Source organism: Spongiactinospora sp. TRM90649 (genome assembly GCF_029382225.1).
Classification (GTDB): Bacteria; Actinomycetota; Actinomycetes; order Streptosporangiales; family Streptosporangiaceae; genus Spongiactinospora.
The window spans coordinates 1-25,073 of the sequence record NZ_JARLTC010000063.1 but is presented as its reverse complement, the minus strand read 5'-3'; the positions used below and the strand labels follow the sequence as shown (position 1 = coordinate 25,073).

At 67.7% G+C, this 25,073-nt stretch carries 13 protein-coding genes; 2 read left to right on the top strand and 11 right to left on the bottom strand.

Annotation, left to right across the window (positions count from 1 at the left end):
• Positions 1 to 593: 593 nt before the first annotated feature.
• The 8 genes from P3X83_RS42465 to P3X83_RS42430 form a co-directional block, all read right to left on the bottom strand.
• Positions 594 to 2,753, bottom strand: a complete 2,160-nt coding sequence (locus tag P3X83_RS42465) for a DEAD/DEAH box helicase (RefSeq protein ID WP_277311126.1) — start codon at positions 2,751 to 2,753, stop codon at positions 594 to 596.
• Positions 2,753 to 4,081 carry a BREX system ATP-binding protein BrxD gene (brxD, locus tag P3X83_RS42460; protein ID WP_277311125.1) on the bottom strand — a complete coding sequence of 443 codons (1,329 nt, stop codon included), beginning with the start codon at positions 4,079 to 4,081 and terminating at the stop codon, positions 2,753 to 2,755. Before brxD ends, P3X83_RS42465 begins: the two co-directional genes overlap by 1 nt.
• A 25-nt stretch (positions 4,082 to 4,106) precedes the next feature.
• Positions 4,107 to 6,986 (bottom strand): BREX-2 system phosphatase PglZ, encoded by a 2,880-nt coding sequence (pglZ, locus tag P3X83_RS42455; protein WP_277311124.1) that lies wholly within the window; start codon positions 6,984 to 6,986, stop codon positions 4,107 to 4,109.
• Positions 6,986 to 10,870 carry a hypothetical protein gene (locus P3X83_RS42450; RefSeq protein WP_277311123.1) on the bottom strand — a complete coding sequence of 1,295 codons (3,885 nt, stop codon included), beginning with the start codon at positions 10,868 to 10,870 and terminating at the stop codon, positions 6,986 to 6,988. The genes pglZ and P3X83_RS42450 overlap by 1 nt, the downstream gene beginning before the upstream one ends.
• A gap of 33 nt (positions 10,871 to 10,903) precedes the next feature.
• Positions 10,904 to 12,745, bottom strand: a complete 1,842-nt coding sequence (gene pglX / locus P3X83_RS42445) for a BREX-2 system adenine-specific DNA-methyltransferase PglX (protein ID WP_277311122.1) — start codon at positions 12,743 to 12,745, stop codon at positions 10,904 to 10,906.
• Complete coding sequence (gene pglX / locus P3X83_RS42440; protein ID WP_277311121.1) at positions 12,661 to 14,508, bottom strand: BREX-2 system adenine-specific DNA-methyltransferase PglX; 1,848 nt, start codon at positions 14,506 to 14,508, stop codon at positions 12,661 to 12,663. The genes pglX (P3X83_RS42445) and pglX (P3X83_RS42440) overlap by 85 nt, the downstream gene beginning before the upstream one ends.
• Positions 14,505 to 19,133, bottom strand: coding sequence for a BREX system serine/threonine kinase PglW (gene pglW / locus P3X83_RS42435; protein ID WP_277311120.1), 4,629 nt, complete (start codon positions 19,131 to 19,133; stop codon positions 14,505 to 14,507). Before pglW ends, pglX (P3X83_RS42440) begins: the two co-directional genes overlap by 4 nt.
• Positions 19,134 to 19,649: 516 nt before the next feature.
• Positions 19,650 to 19,895: a hypothetical protein gene (locus P3X83_RS42430; RefSeq protein WP_277311119.1), complete on the bottom strand. Its 246-nt coding sequence runs from the start codon at positions 19,893 to 19,895 to the stop codon at positions 19,650 to 19,652.
• Between the two features lie 254 nt (positions 19,896 to 20,149).
• On the opposite strand from P3X83_RS42430, the gene P3X83_RS42425 reads away from it, so the two are divergent.
• The gene (locus P3X83_RS42425; protein WP_277311118.1) at positions 20,150 to 20,509 is read left to right on the top strand and encodes a hypothetical protein; all 360 of its coding nucleotides are present in this window, start codon (positions 20,150 to 20,152) and stop codon (positions 20,507 to 20,509) included.
• On the opposite strand, the gene P3X83_RS42420 is transcribed toward P3X83_RS42425, so the two are convergent.
• Positions 20,488 to 20,694 (bottom strand): hypothetical protein, encoded by a 207-nt coding sequence (locus P3X83_RS42420; RefSeq protein ID WP_277311117.1) that lies wholly within the window; start codon positions 20,692 to 20,694, stop codon positions 20,488 to 20,490. The genes P3X83_RS42425 and P3X83_RS42420 overlap by 22 nt on opposite strands.
• A gap of 241 nt (positions 20,695 to 20,935) precedes the next feature.
• Here P3X83_RS42420 and P3X83_RS42415 point away from each other — a divergent pair, with 241 nt between their 5' ends.
• On the top strand, positions 20,936 to 21,538 hold the full coding sequence (locus tag P3X83_RS42415) for a superoxide dismutase (protein ID WP_277311116.1): 603 nt from the start codon (positions 20,936 to 20,938) through the stop codon (positions 21,536 to 21,538).
• Positions 21,539 to 21,558: 20 nt separating this feature from the next.
• Here P3X83_RS42415 and P3X83_RS42410 read toward each other — a convergent pair whose 3' ends face one another.
• Together P3X83_RS42410 and P3X83_RS42405 are read right to left on the bottom strand one after the other, a co-directional pair.
• Positions 21,559 to 21,909: a hypothetical protein gene (locus tag P3X83_RS42410; RefSeq protein WP_277311115.1), complete on the bottom strand. Its 351-nt coding sequence runs from the start codon at positions 21,907 to 21,909 to the stop codon at positions 21,559 to 21,561.
• A gap of 175 nt (positions 21,910 to 22,084) precedes the next feature.
• Positions 22,085 to 23,323, bottom strand: coding sequence for an exonuclease domain-containing protein (locus P3X83_RS42405; protein ID WP_277311114.1), 1,239 nt, complete (start codon positions 23,321 to 23,323; stop codon positions 22,085 to 22,087).
• Positions 23,324 to 25,073 lie beyond the last annotated feature (1,750 nt).

Genomic DNA, 25,073 nt, shown 5'->3' with positions numbered 1-25,073 from the left:
AGGTCAGCTTCGCCGCAAGCTCCCCGATTCGATCATGGACCAGTTACCCCACCAAGGTTGCGTGATGCACCACTAGCAATGGGCGCCTGCTGCTCTCTTGATCATCTGATATCAGAACAACCCACACCAGGGTGGGCCGATGATCATGTAACGAATAAATCCTCGTAGTAGGAGCGATGGCAGTCGCCCACAGGGTCAGTAACGCTGTGTAGGCTGAAGTAGCGCACACCCCCTCCGTCAGACTCAACTGAAGCGCGGCCTTTCCTATGGGTCCACACAGAATGACGTCGCTCGCCATCGGCAACCTCTCTGCTAGCGGCTAGCATCACATGCCCCGACTTGCTGATGAAATCACGATTCAGAAGGTGGTGAGGTGGCTGGCGTGCCTTTACGCCTCATGCTATGGATGCTCGCTCCTGCGCACGCAGCTCTCCGCGAGCTGGTCATCCAGCGGTAGCAGCCGATCCTAACCCCACGCGTAGGCGGGCTCGCGTACCTTTCGGGCGGCATGGGCGGCGCCATCATCCCGACCGAAGCTACCTATAGTTTTCAAGTTCCACTGCGCTCATGCGGATGGGGTTGGGACGTTCGTTTCAGTGAGATGGGGCGAATAGGAGTCGAACGGGTTCTGTCAGAGTTGCATTAGCTCCGTCGAAGTCAGCCAGCCGGGCCGCGACCGTCGCCATCGCCAGCCGTTCCGGCAGGAGGGCCGAGAACTTCAGCCCGCTGACGGCGCGATGATCGACATTGGGCAGCACCATGACCTCACCGTTTCCTGCCATCTCGCGGGCTTCGCGCCAGGCCTCGGGAGTGAGGTCCTCGCGTAGCCGGATGGCGAAGTCCGTCGGCCGCTGCACCGGGTCGGCGATCGATGGCAGCGTGGCGGCGAGGGTCGCGTTCGCGCGGTAGCCGGCCCAGGTCCACCAGCGCACGTCCTCCCCGGCTCGAGTGATCAGCGTCCCCCCAGGATGTACCACGCCGGGCGCCTCCTCCTCGCGCCATTCGGCAAGTACGGCCCGCGCCCGGTGCGTCAGCGACACCGGAGGATCAGCGCCCAGCAAGACATCCCGCATGGCGCGCGTCAGCGCATAGGACAGGCCGGCGATGCCGCTGCTCGTCCACCGGGCGATGCCACCGCGGTCCGCGGGCTCCACGAAGGCGCGCTTCCTGGCCCAGTCGATGAAGGTCACCCGCCAACTCCGCCCGCCCAGGAGCAGAAGGCGAGGGCCCGCTCTCTCCTCGGTCAATACAGCGGGGTCGGTCCGCCCGATCTCCTGACGGCCAGCCAGTACGGTGAACTGCGGCGGCACCGTGAAGGACGCCGTCAGCTCGATGAAGTGCCGCCTTCCGAAGCGCCGCTCGGCCTCCGGACCGATGAACAGCATCCCGCCGTCCTCATCGAGAAACCCCGCCTCGACCATGTGCCTCAGGATCGGAGCGGCCGAGCGGTCGAAGGGGGACAGACCATTCCACTCCTCCGGCCACAGCCGGTCACCGATCCGGTGCCGCTGGAGCGTCACCGCGAGAAGCTGCTGCGCCACCAGGTGCCGCGGATCCGGTGGTGCGGTCACCGGCTCCACCCAGCCGCGGCCCCACAGCAGGAGCAGACCCGCGGCCTGCAGTAACGTCTCCTTCCTCGTCGCGAGGAACAGGCAATTCCGTACGCTCCCCGCCCGCCGCCCGGTGCGCCCGATGCGCTGCAGGAACGACGCGACAGTGCCAGGTGCGTCGACCTGGATCACGCGATCCAGGTCACCGACATCGATGCCGAGTTCAAGGGTGGAGGTGGAGACGATCACACAGTCGCGAGCCTCGGCGAAAGCCTGCTCCGACCGCGCGCGCTCGTCGATGGACAGCGAGGCATGGGACAGGAACACGTTCACTTCGCGAGAGCGCAGGGCCGCGCCCAGTTGCTCCACCTGCCGCCGCGAGTCGCAGAACACCAGCCGCTTCTCGCCCCGATGCAGCACGGCGATCAGCTTCGCGGCGTTGTCCAGCGAGCCGACGTAGTCGAGTTCGACCGCGCCAGCGGAACCCGCTCCGGCCGAACCGGAGGTGCGCGGCGTCTCCGGCGCCACCACACGGCCGGGCCGCTTTCCCGCCTCGGCTCCCTGCAGCCACTCCAGGAGCCGCCCCGGGTTCCCCACGGTCGCGGACAGGCCGACGCGCTGGATCGCACGGCCGGTCACGCGCTCCAGCCGTTCCAGTACGGCCAGCAGATGCCACCCGCGGTCGTCGCCGGCGAAAGCGTGTACTTCGTCCACGACCACCGTTCGGACCCGGCCCAGCAGGTGCGCGTGGTCGGTCTTCACGCCGATCAGCATCGCCTCCAGCGACTCCGGGGTGGTGAGCAGGATGTCGGGCGGATCGGTCCGGACACGCCGCCGCCGCGACTCGGGAATGTCGCCGTGCCAGAGCGCGGCCCGCCGCCCGACCCACTGCGCGTAGGAGTCGATCCGTGGCAGGAGGTTGTTCAGCAGGGCCTTGAGCGGACACAGGTAGAGCACGGACGCGCCGGCCCAGCGCTGTTCCGTCATCGCCGACAGCAGCGGAAAGCAGGCCGCTTCGGTCTTTCCGCCGGCGGTCGGGGCGATCAGCACCGTGTCCTCGCCGTCCATCAGCGGCCCGATCGCGGCCCGCTGCAACGGACGGAGGTCGCGCCAGCCGAGGCTGTTGACGATGTGGTGCAGCACGACCCGATCGAGCCGTTCCAGCGGATCGACGTGATCAGCAGGATCGGGGGGATCGGCCATCACAGGTCCAGATCGACGTCGTCGGCCGAGGCGGCGAGATTTCGTTCCGTGTCGGTGAGCTCACCGCCCCGCACGGTGAGCGTGTAGTGCTTGACGGGGTCAAAGTCGTCGAACTGGTCGATACGGTCCAGCACGTCGCCGACGAGCTTCTTCAAAAACAGCCGGGGCGCGACACCCACCTTGCCGCCCAGTGCCCCGCCAACGGCTCGCGCCAGATCGGTGATGTAGTCGTCCGTGGCGAGGCGCTTGATTCGCTCGGGCGCGTCGGCTCCCCCCTCGTAGAGGTCGCGGACCGCGACACCGAGGTCCACCAGGGATTCCAAGGTGAAGCCGGACAGCCTGAGCTGCACGGCGCGCGGGTTGTCGAAGCGAGGGTCGGTGGTGAAGTCGGTGGCCAGCCGCTGGGCCAGCGGCGCGAGGCGCTGCGCTCCCTGCTGACCGTCGTAGAACGCCGGTGTGCCCGTGATGACCAGATAGAGGCCGGGGAAACGGCCCGAATGCACCTCGTCGATGAGCTGCCGGAGCGCGTTGAGCGCTTTGTCGCGCGCGTCGGAGCGCACCCGCTGCAACGTCTCGACCTCGTCCAGTACGACGAGCAGGCCGGGATGCCCGGAGTCGCGCAACACGGTCAGCAGTCCCTGCAGAAAACCCAGCGCCCCGAAGTGGTCGAGGTCGCCGCGCACCCCGGCGAACCGCCGCGCGGCGGCGGCGACATGCGGTTGCCCGCCGAGCCAGGCCAGAACGGCCGCAGCGGTCGCTTCATCGCCCTCGGCGAGCGCGGCACGATAGCCGCGCAGCGCGGTCGCGAAAGACGGCGCGTGCCGCGAGACGTCGGTGAGCCGGGCGACCAGTAGCTTCTCCACCTCGACCGGCAACTCGTCGTCGCCCGCTCCGGCCGCGAGCGCGTCCTCCTCCAGCGCGTAGAACCACGCGTCCACCACCGACCGCAGCGCACTCGGAGGAAAGCCCGTCGTGGTGAGCCGTTCGGTGAGCCGCCGGTAGACGGTCTCCAGCCGGTGCAGCGGTGTCTCGGTCTCCGATATCTGGATCTCCGCGACGGCGAAGTTCCGCCGCTTCGCCCGCTCTCCGAGCCACCGGGTGAAGAACGTCTTGCCGGAGCCGTATTCGCCGCGCACGGCCTTGAACACCGACGCGCCGGAGGCGACCGCGTCCAACTCGGCGTCGAGCGCCTGCTCGAACCGGTCGAGGCCGGTCGCGAGCAGGTCGAGCCCGCTCTCTGGTACGGCGCCGCGCCGCAGCGCGTCGATCACGGCACGCCGACGCACCGCGCTGGCCTGTGCGGAACGGGAGGGCCTGACGGTGTTCACGCCTGCCAGTCTCCCATCGTGGACGTCACGCCAGCTCGAACTGGTCCCGCAGCAGCGCCGTGTCCAACCTCAGTGTGCGCCCGTCCGGCAGGGTCGCGAGTACCTGCACGCCGTCGTAGTTGAGAAGCTGCCGCAGAACGGCCGCGAAACCGTCGGCACGGCCCGGCGGGTAGCCGACCCGCTGGGCAAGAGCCGTGACAGGTAGAGCGCCGGTGCCCAGCAGCGCCCGCACGGCCTTCTCGACCTTGTCCAGGGGAGGCTTGCGGGCCAGCAGCCCCACCTGTGCCTGGAAGATCTCCGACTCCAGCAGCGCGCCCACGAGAGCGTCGTCGGGCGAGACCAGGCGCGGAGCGAGAAGGGCGTCATCCGCAGGTGCGAGCACGACGTCGAAGAGCGCTTCGCCGATCCCGGCGTTCTTCGAAGGCTTCGGCGTTCTGGTGCGCCGTTTCGGCTCGGGCGCCGTGGCGATGGGCGGGGCGGGACGAGCGGCCTCAGCCTCAGGTGACCACCACGCCGGACGCTGGTCGCCGAGCTCCCGCCAGCCCTTGGGCGGCTCGGCCCCGAACTGCAGGAACGCCAGGACGGGGATGGTCACCTCGGCAAGCGAGGCACCGCCGTGGTAGCCCGCCTTCTGGGCCGTGTACCGGGAGTCGGCGTCCCACAGCGCCACGATCGCGGCCCCCGGTTGCGGCCACACCACCCTCGGACCGGACAGGGCGATCTCGGTCGCGCCCATCGCGCCCCCCGGTACGCGGTGCCTGGCGGAGGCGATGCCGTCGCCTTCCGCCTTCACCCCGTGGCGGTCCACGACGTGCCCGTGGTCGCTGGTGAGGATCACCGCCATGCCCTGGGCCGCGGCCACCCGCAGCAGTTCCCGCAGCTTCCCGACCTGGTCGAGCCGCCAGGTGCCATCGCCAAGCTTCTGCTCCTTGCCGAGCCGGTCGTCGATGGTGTTCAGCACGACGGCCACATGCGTGTGCTCCTCAGCGAGCGCCGCGCTCAGGTCCGGTCCGAACGGATCACCGGCGCTCTCGCCGCGCAGGTCGTCCTTGTGGAAGACGGCGGCCGGAACTCCGCCCCAGAACCGGTGCGCCGGAAACAGCCGTTGTTCGTCGACCTGCGTGCCCTTCATCAACCTCCCGGCGAACAGCGACGTCCGGGAGATCCCGGTCAGCGTCGGAAGGGCGGCGGCCATCGCGCGCCGCCGTGGCGGCCGGTCCGCCTGGTCCACCACCGGGTCGTACTCGGCCCAGTGCCGGCGAAGCTCCTCGCCCAGCTCGGCCGCGATCGCGGCGCTCATCCCGTCCAATACCAGGAGCAGCACGCGCCGTCCCGCCCTGGCGGCCACGACGGGTTTGACGACCCGGGTAAGAAACGACTCGACCGTGAGCATCGAGCCGGGGTCCGTGCCCGCCGCCGTCCAGGTGGCGAGCGTCCGGGCGAAGGCCCGGTCGATCTCGCGGCGGCGGCGGCGCACCCGGGTGCCCAGCGTGTCGTAGGCAGCTTTCAAATCGGGGTCGGGGTCACCGCCCGCCGCGACGTGTTCGAGCGCCTGGTCCACCCAGCCGGTCTCGGCCACGTGGCGCTCGATCGCCGCGGCGACCGTGTCCGCGTCCACGGGTGGGTCGGTGGCAAGCCACCGGGCGAGCCGCTGTCCCATCCGGGCCCGTTCGATACGTACCCGCTCGTCCGGTTCGGCGGCCATGTGGTGGGCGTCGAGCGCCCGTACGGCATCCGCGACCACATCGGGCTTATCCCCCGCCAATGCCCGCCCTACCTGCGCGAACCTGGCCTCTAGCCCGGCGGCCAGCACCGGGCTGGCCCGCACCGCGTCCTCCGCGCCGAACTGCCGGGCCAAGGCGGCGGCCCGGTCCAGCACCGTGCCGGTGATCCGCCGGGCCTCGCGGGCCGCGCCCTCGTCCGCGCCGGTACGGCCGGCCTCCAGCGACGCGGTCACGAACTCCTCGCAGGAGCGCCCGAAGGCGGCTGCCAGCGTGTCCAGAGCCTCACCCATGGCGGGCGGCTCCTCTCCGAACCACCGCTCGGCACGCCCGCGCAGCCGGTACGTCTGGGCGTCAGTCCCGGCGTGCAGCCACAACGCCGCGCACAGCAGCCCGAACGGCACCGCGTCCGCGCCGTACCCGGCTCCCACCAGCGCGAGCAGCGCCCGCCCGGCGAGCCCCGCCTGGTCCTCCTCGCCGAGGAACGCCGACAGCCCGGCGCGCTCCGGCCCGCGCAGCGCCGGCAGCCGGTCCGGCCCGCCAGGGGTGAGCGACCAGCGCAGCAGCGTGTGGATGTCGAGGCCGTCATCGCCGCGTGCCCGACCGGTACCGGGGGTGGTCCCGTCGGTGTCGTAGCGACCGAACCGCAGCCGACGCGCGGCGAGGGCGGACAGGGCGGTACGGCGAGACAGCCATCCTCCGGCGAGCGGCGGCCAGCCACCCGGCGGAGTGGCGTCGAGGAGCGCCTCGGCCGCCCAGGCATCGGCCATCAGACGCCCGTCCACCTGCTCGACGCCGAACGCCTCGCGCACCACATCCCAGCCGTCGACGGCCTCGATGCGCTGTTTGTGCGCGCGGGCGAGGATCGCCGGATCCAGTTCGTTCTGCTCACGATCGGTGAGCACCGCCAGCACCGGCGGCCCGGCGACGTCCCCCGCCAGGTGCCCGAGCACCAGCTCGTGTACGGCCAGCGGCGACGGGGCCGCCGCGATCCGGGCCCGCTGTTCCTCTCCCCAGACCAGCTCGTCGGGCCCGTCCCACTGGGGTGCGGACCGAAGCAGCACGACCCGGCGCCGCCCGGTGCCGTTCAGGGAGTCGGCCAACGACTTCTGGGCGGACAGGAACTGGGTGATGGTCGCGGTGGTCAGACGCATCACACCGGCCGCGGTGACCGCTGCGCTCATCAGTCCACCACCCGCCAGGTGATCTCGATCGTGGCGTCCGGCTTCCTGGCCGCCAGTTCGGCCAACTCGGCCTGGATCTCCGCGACGGCCTTCGCCGCCGTGGTCCGTCGCGCGCCCGAGCGGCGGATCGAGCCGGCGACACCGGTGCCCGGCACCTTGGTCGCTGGCACCCGCGGATAGCTGGTCACCGTGTTCAGGTCCACCTGCCCCGGAGTGCGGACCGGCGGATCCAGAACAGGCGGGGTGGGACGGGGCTGGTTGCGCCTGACCAGCGCGGTGACCTCGCGGCGCGTGGTGTCCAGGGCAGCGGCGAGGTCGGCGGTGAGCTGGTCGGCCTGTGCCATCCCGCGCAGGGACTGCAACAATGCCTGTCCCTCCGTGCCCAGCCCCTCGGCCAGTTCCAATGTGTCCCAGGCCGCCCCGACCAGCGCTCGTGACACTTCGTGCGCCCGCTTGACTGACGTGCCGTACCGGTCGGAGCTCACGTCTCCGAGGTCGAAGCGGGCCAGCGCCTCGACCGTCCTCTTCGCCGCGCTCGCGGCCGCTGCGCCTCGCCCGCCTGCCAGTTCGTTCAGCAGGGCGTGGGAGCGGCGAGCGAGCGCCAGACGGCCCTTCTCGTCGGTCTCGTCCAAGTGGAGGAAGGCGGCGTGTGTCTCCAACTGACGTACCAGCTCCGCCGCCGACTCCTGGTAGGCGCGGGCGCTCTCGACGATCTGCCGGGCGAACTGGTTCACCATCCGGCCGCGCCGCAGCACCGGGGCCTTCTTCCCGAAAACGATTTCGTACCGCTGCCGGGCCTCGTTCCAGTCGTCCTCTTCCGGAAGCGGCTGGCTGCGCAAGGCGTCACCCGGCTTGATCTGTGCCAGTTCAGGGGCCGGGTCGATCGGGACGCCGCCGCGCACCCACACCCGGTCGTCCATCTCCGCGAACGCGGCGACGACCAGGTTGGCCAGGAACGACTCCAGTCCGCGCCGCTCCGGCTTGTCCGTCCAGTCGGCGAGAGTGATCAGGCTGAGGTCACCGGTGACGCCTCCGGTCTGCGCCATCCGCCGGAAGTGGTCGGCCCAGCGGGTGGACAGCGCGAAGTACGCCTCCTTCTGCTGGCCCAGGCCGAGCGGCTCGGCCACCCGGAGCATCAGCTTGCGGTCCTTTTCCGGTACCTCGACCCGCCGGTCGCGGGCTTCTGCGGCCATGCGCACGTGGCCCAGGATGGTCCGGGCGTCCGACTGCTTGACCGCGACGCCGGTGGCGCCGGGGTCAAGGTTCGGGTGCGCGGGAAACTGGTAGGTGAGCAGCTTGCCGGCGACGTCCCTGACGGCCTCGCGCATCGGCTTGGCGAACGAGACCGTCAGGCCGCTGATGTCGGGCAGTGCCACAAGGTGGTCATCGAAGCCCAGCTCGACGTCGGCCGCCTTCTTGTCGGCCAGGCCGTACGCCTGTTTCATCGCGGTTCGCACCTGCTTGAGGAGGGCTTGCTGTTGGGTCTCCAGCAGGCCCTTGGCACGAGCCCGGTTGTCGGCGTTGAGATGGGCCGCGTACTGCGTGGCGAACCGGTTCTCATCGGCGAGGGCCTTGTCGATGACGAGCAGCCTACGGAAGTCCGCGAACCGCTGGGCGGATAGGTGCGTCGGCACCCAGGCGACGGTCAGGGACGGCTCGTGCTGGCGTTCCTGCAGGGCGCGCATCCGGTTGAGGTCGTCCACGGGCCCGTACGCGCCCTCGTCGAACGGCAGGTCCACGACGATCCGCCAGCGGCCCTCGATCTGCGGCTGCAGGTCGTGGTCGGCCAAGTCGTCCTCGTCGGCGATGTTGCCGAAGACCACCTCCAGCGTGCGAGTGGAGCCCTTCCACACGAGGTTCAGGTCGTCGGCGCCGAGCCTGCCGTCTGAGCGGTCCACCCCGAGTTCCTCGGCGAGCAGCCGCTTGGCGAGCGCTATCCGGTTGCCGGGGTTGTCGTTGACGGCCGCATTGGCGATCACCGAGTCGACATCAACGCCGGTCAGCTCCAGCCGTACGCCCGCATTGGCCCCCGTGCCGGTCTCCTTGATCTCGGGGAAGCGGGCGGCCCACTCGGCGACCTTGCTCTTGATGATGCCGACCTCGCTGCCCGGGATCGGCGCGGTGACCGAGCCATGGTTGAGCGCGCCGAGCCTGCGGATAGTCAGCTCTCCGAGCGCGGGCACGCTGGGCGCGAGCGCCGACAGCAGCAGCGTGCAGATCAGCCGGTTGTCGCCGACGAACGACCTGCACCGCTGCGCCAGGGCGGCGTCGGTGAGCGTCCCAGGCCGGTGCAGGTAGCGCTCGACGTCGTCCTCGGTGATGTCGTAGGAGGTCAGCAGGTACGGCCGGAGCTTGGTCTTGTACAGCTTGTCGGCGGCCTCGAAGACGACCTTCAGACTGTCCACGAACGGCTTGTCGCCGCCGTCTGCGATGACCGGGTACAGGTCACCGACCGGGACCAGGTCACCGAGTCGCAGGTCGTCCCGGTGGTCGGCGAGGAGCTGGCCCATCAGTTTCAGGCCGGTGCGCGAACGCTGCAGCGCGGAGGAGATGTGGACCAGGGTGTCCATGAAGGCGGGCGAGAACGGGTAGGTCAGGCGGAACGACTCTTCGTCTGCTCCGGTCGCCCCCTTGTCGGAGCCGAGCAGCGTGTCCCACACCTGCCCGCCGATCTTTCTGGTCCGCTCGAATGCGGCGTCGACGAGCGTTCGAGCCTCGGCGTCCCTTGGCTGCAGGAGGCGTGCGTGCGCGATCTGCGGAAGGTTGCGGTCTTCGAGCGTGATCTTGTCGAACCGTCCAGAGGCGAGGTTCAGTGTGTCCTGGATCGACGCCTCCGCAGCGCCCGACACTTCCTCGCCGACCAACTCGCGCAGGTCACGCTGTCGCGCGATGAACGAGACAACGGGAATTGCCCGCCGGGCGTCGCCGCCCTCCACGAAGTTAGTGATCTTGCTGGCTTCGCGGGCGACGAACTTCTGGTCATGGATGAGCGTCGCCAGCCACAGGATCAGCTCGTCCATGAAGAGGATCAGGCCGTCGTACCCCAGCGACTTCGCATGCTGGGCGATCACCGACAGACCGGCATCGAGCGAGATGAACCCATGTTGGTCCTCGGCCGCGTTCTTCGCGAAGCCGGGCAGCAGGTTCGTGCTGGCGTCCTGCACGAGCTTGGCCCGCAGTTCGGTCGGGGTGTTCGGGTGAACGAGGTCCAACGGCACGTCGCTGTCGTGGCTCTCCTCGGCTGCGAGCGCAGCGTCCAGGAGTTCGGGCGTCCAGGCGTACGACTCGCCCCACTCGTCGTCCTCGTCGATTACGCCGGGGTCGCCGATACCGAGGCCGGCGATGACCGCCTCGTCGCCCATTCGGGCGCGCATCGAGCGGATGTCGGTGAACAGCGCATCCGTCCGGTACACCTGCGGAGTCGGCGCGTCGGGGTGCAGCTTCTTGACGTAACTGACGTAGCCGCCTAGCACTCGCTGCTCCAGGGCCTTAGCCCCGAACATGTGGTAGGGCACGAGCAGGAACCGTTTGCCGTCGGCGGCCAGCCATTCATGCTTGGTGAGCACGGGGTCGAACTCGGCGCGGGCGCGGGCCTCCTGGTTTCCGCTGAGTAATGCGTACAGGACGGCCATGAAGTGCGACTTACCGGAACCGAATGAACCGTGGAGGTAGGCGGCCTTTGAGGTGTGACCATCGAGGGCGGCCTTGATCAGGCCGAGCGCCTCGTCGAAGTTCTCCAGCAGCCGATCGGTGACCACATAATCGGTCAGTGCGTGCCCGGCCCCCTCGGGCGTCACCGCCTCGGCGAGGCTCAGCACGAAGTCAGAGGTGGAGATGGACTCCTTGATGTCGATGACGTCCTTGAGGAGGGGGGACTCTGCCATGGACTGTCTCGCTCTCCTGCTTCTGTTGGGGGGCTACTTCTTCTTGGCGGTACGGCGGGCGCGGGTGGACGCGGGTGGGCGCCAGTTCCGGAGGTCGTCGTCGGTGAGGGCGTGTTCACCCTGGATCTGCTGGCGGTATGCGGCGAAGAAGGCGGCTGGGGAACTGCTGTAAGTGGCGTCGAAGTCGTTGTGCCACTGGTACAGCCAAGGCTGTAGTTCGAGGAGGCCCGCGAGGAAGGGGGCGATCTCCTCAGTGGTCAGGGGCTGGTTGGTGAAGTAGGTGGCGAGGACCTGGGCCTGCTCGCGGTGGTCCCAGCCCGCCCAGCCGTACAGGTCGATGGTGCTGGAGCCAGTTGAGGAATAGGAGATGAACCGCTCTTTGGGGACGTCGAGCTTGCCGCGTGCGCGCCAGTAGGAGGCTTTGAGGAAGTCGGCCGAGGCGTACTTCGGGGGGACGGGGATGGAGTCGCGAATCCTGCGTTTGGCCGGTTCGTCGGGGGCGGCGTCTTCCTGGCGCTGGAGGTCCCAGACGTGCTCCCAGTCGACACGCTTCTTTAGGCCGCTTGGCTTGTAGCGGAGAGCGGCGAGGAAGGGGACATGCTCGTCGGCCATGAGATCGGTGACGACGGCGAGGAGGTCGCGGCGGGGGGCGTAGATGTTAGCGACGGAGACGAAGTCGGCGTCACGGGAGAGGGTGTCGGCGAGGCGGGCGAGGGTGGTGATGGTGGGCTGGCCGTTCTCGTCGTACCAGTGTTCGCGCCTCTCGATGCGGTCGAGCAGCCAGGAGCGAAGGGCCTTGTCCTGGAGTGCGTCCCAGCCTTCGGTTGCCCAGCGTCGTTTGTATTCAGGTCGCTCAATCATTCCGATCGCACGGGAGGATTCGATCGCATCGATACGCTTCTGCACAATCCGCTTGTACGCATCAGGCCAGTGAGAAGGAATCTCGGTGATGGGCCTGGATCCATGTCGATCGAACCAATCCTCAGACGCTTCGCCTTTGGCCATCTTTCGGGCAAGGACAATTTCAAAGGCGCGTTCACCCAGGGCAAGGCCAGGGGCGCCAGCCTTATCGAACGTCAGCGGGCCGTCAGAGAGGAGATTATAAAGCGAGTACGCCTGCCAGTCCAGCTCTTCCTGAAACGCAATCATCTTCGCCCGACTTCGATGCCATTCGTCCTTGGCTTCACGGAGTACAGCAACAGTAGGCACAGCGCAATCCATAATAGCAGACGGATTAGTGGCCGCAATCCGCCGCGAAATCGCATCGAAAGCGGAATCGGACAGGACAAACCCTTTCAAGGGAATAGGAAAGCGTTCTACGTTACTCCCGTTAAATTGATAACTCCAAGACCACGGTTGATCGGCTTCGCCGCCACCAGATTCTGGACTCCCCCCCTTCTTTTGGCAGTTCATTTTAAGCCAGAAAGCGGCGACGGATGAGTTGAGCAGACCAAGTAGCCGTAGATAACCATTCCTACCCACACCCTCCTTTAGCTTGATCATCGGAGCAGTCTGATTGCATAACACCTCCTTTTGTACAAGCACAAAATGGTTGTGCGAGGCAACCTCTGCAAAAGTGATCGCGAAATCACCTTTCAACTTTTCCCTATAAAGCTCTCGATAATCATACCATTGGAGACCGGGAATAGTTTCGACCGGCTTCCCGAACCGCTTGCGCATCTGTAACTTCCGCCGATATGGCCATAAAAAGGAAAGGGTGGCAGGTATGCTCGATTCATCCAGCCTCTCCAGAGCTTCCCCATAGGGCCATATGCTGACGTGAGCAAACTTCACCGAGAAATCTCGGATCGCAGCCCCTGTCGCCAGCAAGTGGGTATGCTCGATGCCCATCCGGATAGGAGCACCGCGATCCAAATAGAGGAATACGTCGTCCTCACCTGTGATTCCGCCCGCCCCACGCCGAGAGCGAGGAATGAATTCATGGCCACCGTACCGTCACCGATCTTCTCGATCATTTCCAAGCCACCATCGGCAAGGATCCACGGATGCGAATAAAAGAATCGATCACGTGGGAGGTCATCCACCGAAACCCACTCGTCCGCTGAGCCTGGCACGTCAATCTGCTCAACGATGGCACGCCAAGCGAAGCCCCTTTCTGCATCATCAGGAGCAGCAGGCTCTCCCTGGATTCCCCTGACAGTACGGACAGAGCCCGCGCGAAGCTGGCCGGATCGCCGGGTACCAACGAGAATCACTGTGGGAGTACCGTGCCCAGGGATATAGACACCCGAGGTGTCTATGACTTCCGTCAACTCCACCACGTGGGCAAAAAATTCTTCGATTAACCTGGCACCAAATTCACGCTTCATAAATGAGTTCGCCGTGATTTGCCCAATAACCCCATACCCTCGCCCATCGGCATCACCGCGCTTGGCTAACTCGAAGAACCGCTGAGCAAACGGCACAGACAGCGCGTATTCCCTATGACAGGCGCTGTACAACTCTCTATACAGCTCGTTCAGTTTCCTGTCCTTGATTGTTATATAGGGCGGATTGCCGACCACCACGTGGTAGCGACCCTCCTCTAGAATTCCCGGATGCTCGTGAACGTCCTCCACCACGTACGCGAACTCCGCCAGCGGATCGCTCGGCATTTCCTCGCCCAGCCTCAGTTCAAGCTGCCGCGTCTTAATCAGCGAATCGCCCACCGCCAGATGAATTGGCCACTGGTATTTCGCGGCCTCCCCCATCGTCCGCATCCCCGCCACCGCCATCGCCGCCACCAGCAGTCGGAACCGCGCGATCGCCACCGCGAACGGGTTGATGTCCACCCCGTGCACCGAGTCCAGCGCCGCCCGTACCCGCTCGTGTCGGTCAACATCGGCCCGGCGCTCGCCCCACAGTCGCACCAACCGCCGGAACGCCCCCAGCACGAAGTGCCCCGACCCGCACGTAGGGTCGATCATCTTCAGCTTTTCGAATCCGAACTCCCGGACCGCTGGGTCCATCGCCCGGTCGAGGATAAATTCCTCCACGAACTCCGGCGTCTGCAACAGCGCATACGTCTTCCGCGCCGCCTCCGACAAGTCCTGGTACAGATCACCCAGAAACCGGGTGTCCCAGCCCGCCGTACCGTCCTCGCTCAGCAGGTCAGTGAAGTCGTGTACCAACGCGCCCGTCTCGTCCTGCTCCCGCCAAAACTCAACCAGTCCCCGCGCCCCGTCGTGAGAAAGTGGAATCTGAAAGAGCGGATTGTGCTTCGGGTCGAACAGCAGCCTCCCCGCCTGCCCCTCTCCCAACTCCCCGAAGGCACGTTCCATCCACCCGCGATACGTGGGATCAGGGTCCTCCTCGACATACGCCTCGTATCGCGCCTGCGCAAGTTCACGCCGTTCAGCCTCCGGAGCCGTCAGATAGGGCTCCAGAATCAACCGGTTATCCTCGCAGAACCGCACAAAAACGGTTCCCAGCACCCAAGCCACCGCCACCTGCGTGACCCGCTCGTCCAGCCATGAGGATCGCGTCGCCCCCGTCCGCCCCAGCCCGCGCGCCCGCTCGTACTCTGCCCCGAGCCGCGCGCCCACCTCCGGCAGGGCTTTGACCTGCTTGCCCAGGTCGGCTTCGACCGCTCTGACCTGCTGCTTGAGGTCGGTTAACAGAGCCTTGCGGTCGATCATCGAGTCTCTCCCGTCGTCTCGCCGGCCCGGTGCGTATTGCGCACCCACGAGTCCGGCAGCACGATCCACTCCCCCAGCCCCGCCTGGTACGGCACCGCCACCGTGCCCAACCTCGGCTCACGCGCCGGGTCACTCTGCGGACAGAGCAGCCACAGCCCCCGCATCCCCTGCCGGGCCGCCGCCGCCAGGCGGTCCAGTACGCCCATGGCGTCGTAGCGGGCGAACACCGCCGCGTCCGTCATCAGCACCGGCCCATTGCCCGACTCCAGCAGCCCGCGCACCCTCGGCTCGATCCGTCCCCACGCCGTGCGCGAGTGCTCGGCGAACTTCAGCGCCGCCCGCGTTCCCGGCTCGGCGACGTCCGCGCGCAGAATGGTGTCCCACGTCGGCTTCGTGCCCGGCGGCACCAACTCGTGCATGACCTCGAGGAACAGGCCGGTCATCGAGACCGCCTCGCCCCCGAACCTGCCGCCCGCTCCGGCCAGCTCGGTGATCGCCTCCCGGGTCACGCCGGTCCGCACGGTCAGCACCCTGAACCCGTCCCGCCGCGCGGAAGCGGCGAGCCGTTCCTCCGCACGGACCGCGCCCGCTAGCTGCGGGTCGTCGGCGTATCTGGTGACCCGGCTGCCTGCCGTGGCGTGGCGCCAGACACGCGTGGTCAGGTAGCTGGAGGCCGCGTCCATGCGGGTGGGGAGGTAACGCGGGGTCTGGGTGTCGTCCCGGGTGGATAGGGTGAGGTCGAACCCGGCCTCCCGCAGGGCCTTGGTGAGCGCTCCGCCCGTGGGCAGGTCGTGGCCGCCCCCACCGTCCGTCAGCTCGGGGAATCGTGCGCGTACCCGCTCGTGGATGTCGTCGGACGTCAGGCCCGGCTGCCGTTCCTCAGGAACACCGGGGATAAGCCGTATCAGGCCTGCCTGAGTAAGCCGCAGCGCCCGTACCAGCCGCAGATCACGCGGGTAGATCTCCAGGCGCGGTGTGGCGGCGGCGTTCCGGGAGGCGGCGACGGCCAGCTCGACCATGCGGCGCTCGTCCCACTCGACCGTGCCCGCCGGTGGTGTGATCGCGCTCAGCTCGGTGAGCACGGTTGCCGCGGTCGGGAGCGTGTCAAGCCTGGCAAGGCGGTCGGCGACCCGGCCCAAGCGGTGCGCGTAGTCGAGCAAGCCAGGAGCGGAGGGAGTGTCGGGGGCGTCGTGCTCACCGACTTCGAGGGCCAGCAGGCCCGCACCCGTTGCCGCGTCCACAGCCTCACGATTGGCGGCGTGCCGGACGGCGCTCTCGTCGGGAGTGAGCTGCTCCACCTCGATCACGGCTCGCACGGCGGCCAGCGCGAGGGAGCGGCGTTGCTCGCGTCCCTGCAAGCGGGTGCCGTGCCGTACGGCCAGCGCGTCGGCGATCTCCGCGGCGGACGCGACCCGCCCGAGCCCAGCGAGCAGTTCCAGGATCTCCTCCCGGAGCGCCTCCACCGCTGGGACCTTCTTCCATCGCGTGCGCTGGGTCTTCAGCATCTGCGGAATGCGGCCTACGCTGAGACCCAGCGCCTCGGCGACCTCCCGCTGCCGCGGCCAGACCCCGATAGCGGGTAACTCGCCCCGCTCGTCGGGCAGGCGCAGCAGCAACCGCACCATCTCGACCTCGTTGCGGTTGGAGCCGTTCTTCCGTAATTCGGGAACCAGCAGCGTGGCGAGGGCATCGAGGCTGACCGAGCGCAGAGTGCGGTACGGCAGATCGTCCGCGCCGCCGTCCGCAGCCAGGCCGCTCACCAGCGCGGATTCCGCCGCGCTGAGCCCGTTCAGCTCCTCCTCGGCCGCCCGGCGGCCTTCGGGGGTGAGTGGGGAAAGCGGCGTCTGGCGCAGGCGCTCACCCCACTCGCGCTGGCGGCGCTGGATCTCACTGCGGGTCTTGGCCCCGAGGCCGGGGGCGTTGACGAGGTTGCGCTGACTGTAGTCGAGCAACTCGCCCACCGTCGTCACGCCCAGGCCGTACAGGAACGACTCGGCGGCCGGTGTCAGCCCGGCGGCGGACAGGTGGGTCTCACGGGCGACCTCAGCGGCGAGCCGGTCCCGTTGCCGCTCGGCGGACTCGGGCTCGGCGTCGGCGATCGCCGGGACGGCGGGCGTGCCCGTCTCCTTCGCGGCGACGGGCACCGGATGCCGGGAGGAGCGAGGCCCGGTCGAGACCGTCTCCGCCATGTCGAGGAAGATCTTCTTCCACGCGTCCCGCATCGGCTTCAGCTCGCCGAAGCGCGACGTGCTCTCCCGGTGGAGAGCCCTGCGGAAGAAGGCGACGAGGCCGTCTCGGATCGCGGGGTCGAACGCGTCGGCGGCGATCGTCGGGACCGGCCACTCGCCCGCATCGGTCTGGCGCGGTGAGACCTTGCCGTCGCCCCACCTGGGCAGCTCTCCCGAGGCCATCTCGTGCAGGGTGACGGCGACCGCGTACCGCTCGGCGTGCGCGTCGTAGACCGATCGGGTCAGCGATCCGATGAACGGATCGAGGTAGCCGTCCGTGCCGGCGTCCGTCTCCTGCACTGGGTATCCGGCCAGCGAGAAGTCGATGAGCACCAGTTCGCGGGTACGGTTGGGGCGCACGCGGATCGCGATGTTGTCCGGCTTGATGTCGCGGTGCCAGACCCCTTCGCCCTCCAGGAAGTCGACCGCGCCGAACAGGTAGTCGCCGTACGCCTCAAGCTGATCCACCTGAAGCCGGCCGCCCTCCCGGAGCTGCCGCGCCACGGTCTCCTCACGCCGCCGCGTACCGCCCGCCGGCTCTCCGCCCTCATCCGGGTCTCGTTCGTCGCCGACGTACTCCAGCACCAAGACCGTACGACCGGCGATGACCACGGGCTCCGGTTCGATCAGCCGGATGACGCGCGAGTCAGGGCGGAGCCGTCCCATGACGTCGGCCTCGCGGGCCAGGACCTCGCCGCGGCTGTCCGAGAGCGCCACCTTCAGCACCGCCAGCGCCCGCGCGCCGCGGGCGGAGTCGGCCCGGAGGTCCCTGACGAGGAAGGCACGGCTCGTCGAACCGGTGCCCAGGCGGCGGCGTACCTCCCAGCGGCCGGCCAGCACGTCGCCCGCGCCAGCCTCCAGCGGATCCTTCTCCGGGGCCTGTGCCGCCACGGCGGTATCGGGCTGCCCGGAGGCGGGAGCGGTCAGCGAGTCCTCGACGCACTCCAGCATCTCCAGGAACTCGTCGACCGTGGCGAGCCGCCGCTCCGGCTGGTAGGCGGTCGCGGCCTGCACCAGCTCGTCGATGTCCTCCGCCAGGCCGTCCACGATCGCGCTGGGCCGCAGCCCCTCACCCGCCTCCAACCTGGCCAGCAGTTCGGCCTGGCTAGCGGCCGGTGGCCTGCCCGTCGCGAGCAGGTAGGTGAGCACGCCGAGGCCGTACACGTCCAGGGCGATCGGGTCGGGGCTGACCGCGGTCAGCTCGGGAGCGAGGTAGGGGTCGGACGCCTCGGAGAGGTGTACCGCCGACAGGGCCGTGGGGGCGAACCGCGTCATGCCCCGCGACGGTCCGCCGCCGCGCTGCGTGGCGATCTGCCAGTCCGAGATCTGCAGGCGGGGGGCCAGCCAGGCTGCGTCCTCCCCGATGGCCTGGCCCTCACGGCCGCGGTTGCGGGGGATAACGTGCACGGAACGCGCCGCGAGGGCGCGATGATACAGGCGGCTGGAATGCGCGGAGCGCATCGTCTCGGCGAGCTGCCGGACCAGGGCCATTCGCCCGAGAATGTCGAGCTTGTCACCGTACTGGAGGAGATATTCGTCCAGGCGCAGAGTCTGCGGGTGGTAATCGAAGATCAGCGCCGGACCCGCCGAGTGCCCCGACGGGTCATATTGCTTCAGATGAACGACGCCAGGGTGGCGGAAGCGGCGCAGTACGGCCGCCTCGCGCCGGGCGGCGTTCTCCACGGACGCGCGGATCGAGGCGTCCGAGCCGCGCTCCCGCAGGTAGATGCGCACGCGGGTCAGCTCGGGCAGCTCGCTGTGCCGTGCCAGGTAGTCGGCCCATGTCGGGCCGGTGTCGAAGGACTTGCGCTCCAGGAGGTAGGGGCCGACCTTGTACTCGGCATCGCTGCGGCGGATACCCACCTGTTCCAGCGCCGCCTTGATCTCCCGGGAGCCGGTCGGGGTGATCCGCTGCCGCTCGTCGCGCGCGGGCCTCCGTAGCGTCTCCACCAGCCCGGTGACCGTGTGGACGCCGTTCTGGTCGTGGGCGGGCAGGTGGACTCGAAGCGAGGAGTCGGTGAAGCAGACCGCCGCCGACACCCACACGCGCTTCCCCTGCCGCCCGAGCAGGCCGGCCAGTTCCTTGGCCTTCTTGTTCACCAGATGGAGCGGGTTGCCGTGCGGGATTCGGCGGCCGTTCGGGGCGGTCTGTACCCAGGTGCCGTTCTCGGTGGTCAGGTTGCCGTGCCAGTCCTTGAGCTCCACCATGAACACGCCGCCGGGGGTGACGACCAAGAGATCAACCTCGCGCACGTGGCCCGCGTGTGCAGTAAAGGTGAAATTGGACCACACCCGCCAGGGCTCGGCTTCAGGCAGCTTCTCGCGAATGGCCTCCAGCCCGCGGCGCTCGTGATCGAACTCAGACTCGGTGACGGTCGTCCACCGGCCTTCGAGCATGCGTCCACTCCGCTTGTCTATGCCATGCTTCTTCGGCCAGGCCGCGAGACCCAAACCCCTGCCGCCGTATAGTAACGGCGGTCTACGAAGTTTCAATAACTCGTAAGTAGAACGTTGCAAGACGCCCACTTGGCTGTGATCCCATTGCCGTGAGCGACATCATGAATCACGCCTCATTAGCGAACTCGCATTCGACATGTCGACTCCTTGACCTGGGATAAAGCAGACTAAATGCTCATTTAGGTAGGTTGCCTAGGCGACCGACTCGGTCAGCCGCGCCGCTCCGCGACCGAGCCGCACCGAACGCCCTCTGCCCTCGTGTGTATTAGTGACGCGGCGTGGCCACAGGGCCGCCGTATCCGAGTGACCAGCCATAGCTGGCGAGGATCACACCGGCGGCCAGTTCGGTGGCCACCATCCGATATTCGGTCACGACTATGACGGCATAAAGGCCTATCCATTTTGCATGTTTACGTGGCAAACGAACCGTTCACTCCTTCACCACATAGCTCGCTATTAGTGCATTTCGCGCCACCGGTTCCGCGCAGATAAGGTGCCGACGCCACCGCCGACCCCGCCGGCGAGCCAGGCCTCGGCGCAGGCCCGGGTGACCGTGCCCAGGCCGGGGAACTCGGCGCGGCAGAACGCCTCGAACCGGGCCAGCACCCGTTCCTCGGCGTCGTACTTGTAGCCGACGGCGCGCTTCTCGGCGGCGAGCGCCGCGATCGCGACGGCCAGGCCCGGGTTCGCGCTGCCCTTCACCGCGGCACCTGCCTTCCGGGCTCGTCGGGGTCTAGGGCGCACCTGGACAGCAGGCCGGGAGGATTTCAGGTAGACGCCGGTCGATGCCACCGACTGGTGGCCGAGGATGTCGGCGATCTGCTCGACCGGGGTGCCGCCCTCCATCAGCCGGGTCGCCCGCGTGTGCCTTAAGACGCAGCGCGCGTACGGCCGCAGCCGAGCAGCGGCTGGTCGACGGCATACGCGCCCGCGGCTACGCCACCGTGGAGAGCGGATTGCGCGCCCTCTACGTCCGACGGGAGATCAGCTTGGAGGCGCTCGCCGCCGAACTGGGAGTCAGCCGCCGGATCCTGCGCCGTGCCCTGTCCGCATGCGCCATTCCCGTCCGCTCCTCGGGGACGAACACCCCCGAGGGCAGGCGGTCGCGGGTCGCGTCGAACATCGCGGTGGCGGCTGCTCGCGTGGAGACCCCTGACCTGTTCGTCTGGCTGGCCGCACGCCGCCGGGAGGGGTGGTCGCTGGCAAAGATCGCGACCGCGCTGGGACGCAGCGTCCCGTGGATCAGGAGCCGTCTGGCCGACATGGAGAGGGCCGCCGTTCCGGCCACGGCGAATCACACCGGCGGCGGTGCTTGATGGAAGGTCGCCTTGGTCAACCGCGCCGCCGCGTTCGCCATGCGGATCGGCCCGGCGGGTACGAAGACCTTGATGACGCGTACCCGATGGTTAACGTCTCCACGATCTACCGCAACGTGACGGTGATGAGCGCCTGCGGCGTGCTGCACGGCATCGAGCTTGGCAAGGAGTGGCTGTTCGGGCACGACGCCGCATCATCACCTCGTGTGCGAAGGATGCGGACTGCTGGTCGAGGTGCCGGCCGACCGGCTGGGCGCGACCATGGATCTGATCCGGGCAAGCTGCGGCTTCGAGGTGGAGCCCACCGACCAGGTGTTTCGCGGCAGGTGTGAAAGGTGCCGACATGCCCCCTGCGGCGCGGGCTAGTTGCATAACTAAAGTTGTTGCAAGAAATATGCAACTAGGAATCGCGAAGGAAGAGACACCATGGGCGAGTACACCCTCCCGGACATGCCATACGACTACGCCGCCCTGGAGCCGGCGATCACCGGGGAGATCCTGGAGCTGCACCACTCCAAGCACCACGCCGCCTACGTCAAGGGTGCCAACGACACATTGGAGAAGCTCGCCACCGCCCGTGACAAGAGCGAGTTCGGCGGGCTCGTCGGCTTGGAGAAGACCTACGCCTTCAACCTCTCCGGCCACGTCCTGCACACCATCTTCTGGCAGAACCTCTCACCCGACGGCGGCGACCGTCCCGACGGCGCGCTCGGCGAGGCCATCACCGAGCACTTCGGCTCCTTCGAGGCGTTCCAGAAGCAGCTCACCACCGCCACGGCCACCGTCCAGGGGTCCGGGTGGGGCGTGCTGGCGTGGGAGCCGCTCGGCCGCCGCCTGGTCGTCGAGCAGGTCTATGACCACCACGGCAACGTCGGCATGAGCACCACCCCGCTGCTCGTGTTCGACGCTTGGGAGCACGCCTACTATCTGCAGTACCGCAACGTGCGCCCGGACTACGTCGAGAAGCTATGGGGCCTGATCAACTGGAACGACGTCATCGCCCGTTACGACACCGCGCGCGGCGCCTGATACAAGCGGCTCCCGCCCGGTCACAGCATGGTCCGCATGACCAGGCGGGCACCGCTTCCTTTCACATCCGCCTCATCCCGGGCGGCGAGGTTCACCATTTTCTGACCGCTGTAGCCGACCTCACGGAACGGGTCTTCACCGACCCGCCCTGGTCCGAACCGCGCGCCACGGCCCGCGCGGTCGCCGAGCGGTTGGCCGCCGATGCACCGGTCCCTGGGTTCCTCGCCGCCGCGGTCGCCCAGCGTGGCCACCACCGCCACCGCCAGCACCGCCACCAGCCGATACCGGATTCCACGCCGCTTACGCGGATCGGTCAGGCCCTCCAGGGCTTCCAGCAGAGACGGGAACGAGCGGGCATGCGAGACTGACACCGATGACCTTCTTGTTCGGGTGATGGAAGCGTGAGAACTCCCATGATCCCGAACAGAAGGTTGTCTTCGTTCCGGCGTCACCCTACGTGACAACAGCCGTTCCGATGTCAACGGACATCGGGGCACGATCAACCCAGATGGGCCACCTTGAAATCGCCGTGCCGCAATCCCCGCACTATGAGGAAAGGGTCGGCTCGGCGATCATGCGTGCGAAGGCACCTGGCGTCACGATAGGGATGCCGTAGGCGCGTGCCTTCCGCGCCTTCCCGGACATGGTGTCGGGGTCGGCGGCAACCAGCAACCGGACGCGTTTGGTGACGTTGGGGTGGGCGATGAGGCCTGCCCGACGGGCTCGTTCTTCCCAAGCCTCGCGGCCGTCGTCCATCTCGCCGGTGAACACCACGAGATCACCGGACTGGAGGCGGAAACCGCCAGTAGCGGCAAGGTGCCGGCGCGGAGCGGCGGCGGCCAGAGCCTCCTCAACCGCCGTGAGCGCAAGCCCGAGCAGGACAGCGACGGAGTCCAGTTCTTGGCGTTCTTCGACCGTTACGACGCCGTCCGCCTTCGCCGCAGCGGCCAGGCCGCTCAGGTATTCGCGGTGCAGGCTGGTGGCCTCGGCACGACTGAGATCCAGCTGTGCGGCCAAGGCGATCAGCAGGTCGGCCTCGGTAGCCGCGATGTGATGGTCCAAGAGCACCTGGTCGAGCAACGCGAGGTAGGGGTCGGCTTGGACGGTTCCGGTCCCGCGTGGCATGCGATCCAAGATCCTGGCCAGAAAGTGGCCATCGCGTTCGGCAGATACACCCCGTCGGACCGGAGCAGCGGTGCTGCAGGAAGCAGTCGGCCAGGTGAGTTCGGCGGCGGCCTTGAGGGAGGCGGCCCACGGCGAGTCGGGGTGGGCCAGAGCGAGGTAGTGCCGTAACAGGTCGGTGGCAGCATGGGCGTCGGCAAGCGCGTTGTGGTGATCGTCGAGCGGGACGTCGGCGACGGCGCAACAACCGGCCAGCGTGCGTGGGGCGGCGGGCAGGAATCGAAGGGCCTCGGTCATCGTGCAAACACCACTCGGGCCGAGCGCGGGGATCGGCATGTCGGCACGCGCGAACTCATATTCCAGGAAGCCCGCATCGAAGCGCAGGTTGTGAGCCACCGGCACCCGACCGCGCAACATCTCGATGAGCGAGGCGGCGACGTCCTTGAAACTTGGGGCGTGCCGGACGTCGGCAGCCCTGATGCCGTGAATGCCCTGCGCTCCCAGATCACGCTCGGGGTTGACCAAGGTGCACCATTCACCCGTAATCCGCCCCAGCGGATCGAGCAGGACCACCGCGACCTCAATGACGCGATCGTGCCAGGACGGCCGCAAGCCTGTGGTCTCCACGTCGATGACTGCGTATCCGAGCTGCCTGCCGCGCATCTGATCGCCCCTCCTCGCCCACATGAGCATCGCGTGATCGATCTCAGCGGTTTCAGAGTTTTACGAACTGTGATTCCCCCGTAACACTGGACTCCGGCGGGCCACCATCACGACGAGCCCGCACCGCTCCAGGGCCGGTGACGGGCCGCAGCGGACCTGCATCGCGTCGCCGGCCAGCATCTGAGCGACCCGCTCGCGCTTCACCCAGCGACTTCTGTCCGCCGACCTCGTATTCGACCGGAGAGCCGGTCGGGTTTTACACCATCGCCAGCAGCGACGTCAGTCCTGCTCCTCGCCCTCCGCCACCCAGCCTCCGTGATCCTCATCAGCCGCCCGGCTTGACCGCGGGACAAGCTCCCATCACGACGGCCGTACCCCCTTGATGATGGCGTGAAGGAGATCGACCCATCTGTCCTGTGACAGCGAACCTTGAGTTGTGACAACGAAGGTTGAGCGGTCAGCGCGTCGTCCGGTTGTGGACATAGGGCCTGAGAAGCTGGGATGCCCGGCGATGCCCTGAGCCACCACCACGATCACGTCCGGCCCGCAATGAGACCCAGCATCGAAGCCGGGATGCCCCCTGGCGCAAGTCGTTCCACAGCGGAGCGCAGGGACAGCCGCAATGAGACCCGGCAGAGCCGGGATGCCACGAGACCGACGAGACGGGCGCCTACCGGCTAGCGGTGCCGCAATGAGACCCGGCGGCGAAGCCAGGATGCCACCGGACGAGCTGAACGCAGGCGTGGACCTCCAGACGCCGCAATGAGACCCGGCGGCGAAGCCGGGATGCCACGGCACCAACGCGGGCCTGGATGACGACGGCATGGGGCCGCTATGAGACCCGGCCACGAAGCCGGGATGCCACCCGTACAGGTTGTCCGCTTGGTCTTCGACAGGGGCGCCGCAATGAGACCCGGCGGCGAAGCCGGGATGCCACCCGTAGCGCGCACGGTCACCTTGGATCACCGGATGCCGCAATGAGACCCGGCGGCGAAGCCGGGATGCCACGGTCTTTGAACAGGCCTTATGCCCATACGGCACCGCTCTCACGCCAACTGAATTCACTTATCAAGGTACATATGGGCCCATATCTCATTAGGAACCCCTGGCGTGTCGCATGAGCACTACAGGTTCCGAACCGCAGTTCCTCAAACGATAGGCCACGAGTGAGGCAGCGGGTCCATGCCTCTCCCTTTGAACCAGTAGCCCCACATCGAGGGCGTATGACACATGTCGCAATGAGGCATCGCTGACTGTCTCCTTACGGTTCCTGGTGGAACCGACCGGACTCTCCCAGGTGTTTGATCCAGCGACCCCACCGGGAACTCCGGGAGAACTGAGCCGCTATAACGGTACCCGGAGGCAGGGCACCACCGGGACGGCGGTTGTCCAGCGCCCACTGCCATGCCAGGCGTTGCAGCCCTTGCCCTCCATCCCGCCGGTTGAGATGGTCATCACCCGCCTTCTCCAGTACTCCTGGTGGGCGCTGATCATCGGTGTCCGCGGCCTCCGGCGCCGACGAAAGCGGTCGGCCCAGCGTACAGCTTTGGCGGATCTGACCCATCAGCATTTCGTAAGCACCGATCAGCGCAATTGACGGCCACGCGGCGATGACGCGAGCGATCAAGGCCGGTTCGGCGACTGCGACATTGGCACCGAGACTGGCCAGGCTACTAGGAGCTGTTTGATGTTCAGATCATGTGGCTGAGGTGAGGAGTTTCAGCCACATGATCGAGCCTCGGAGGTGGAG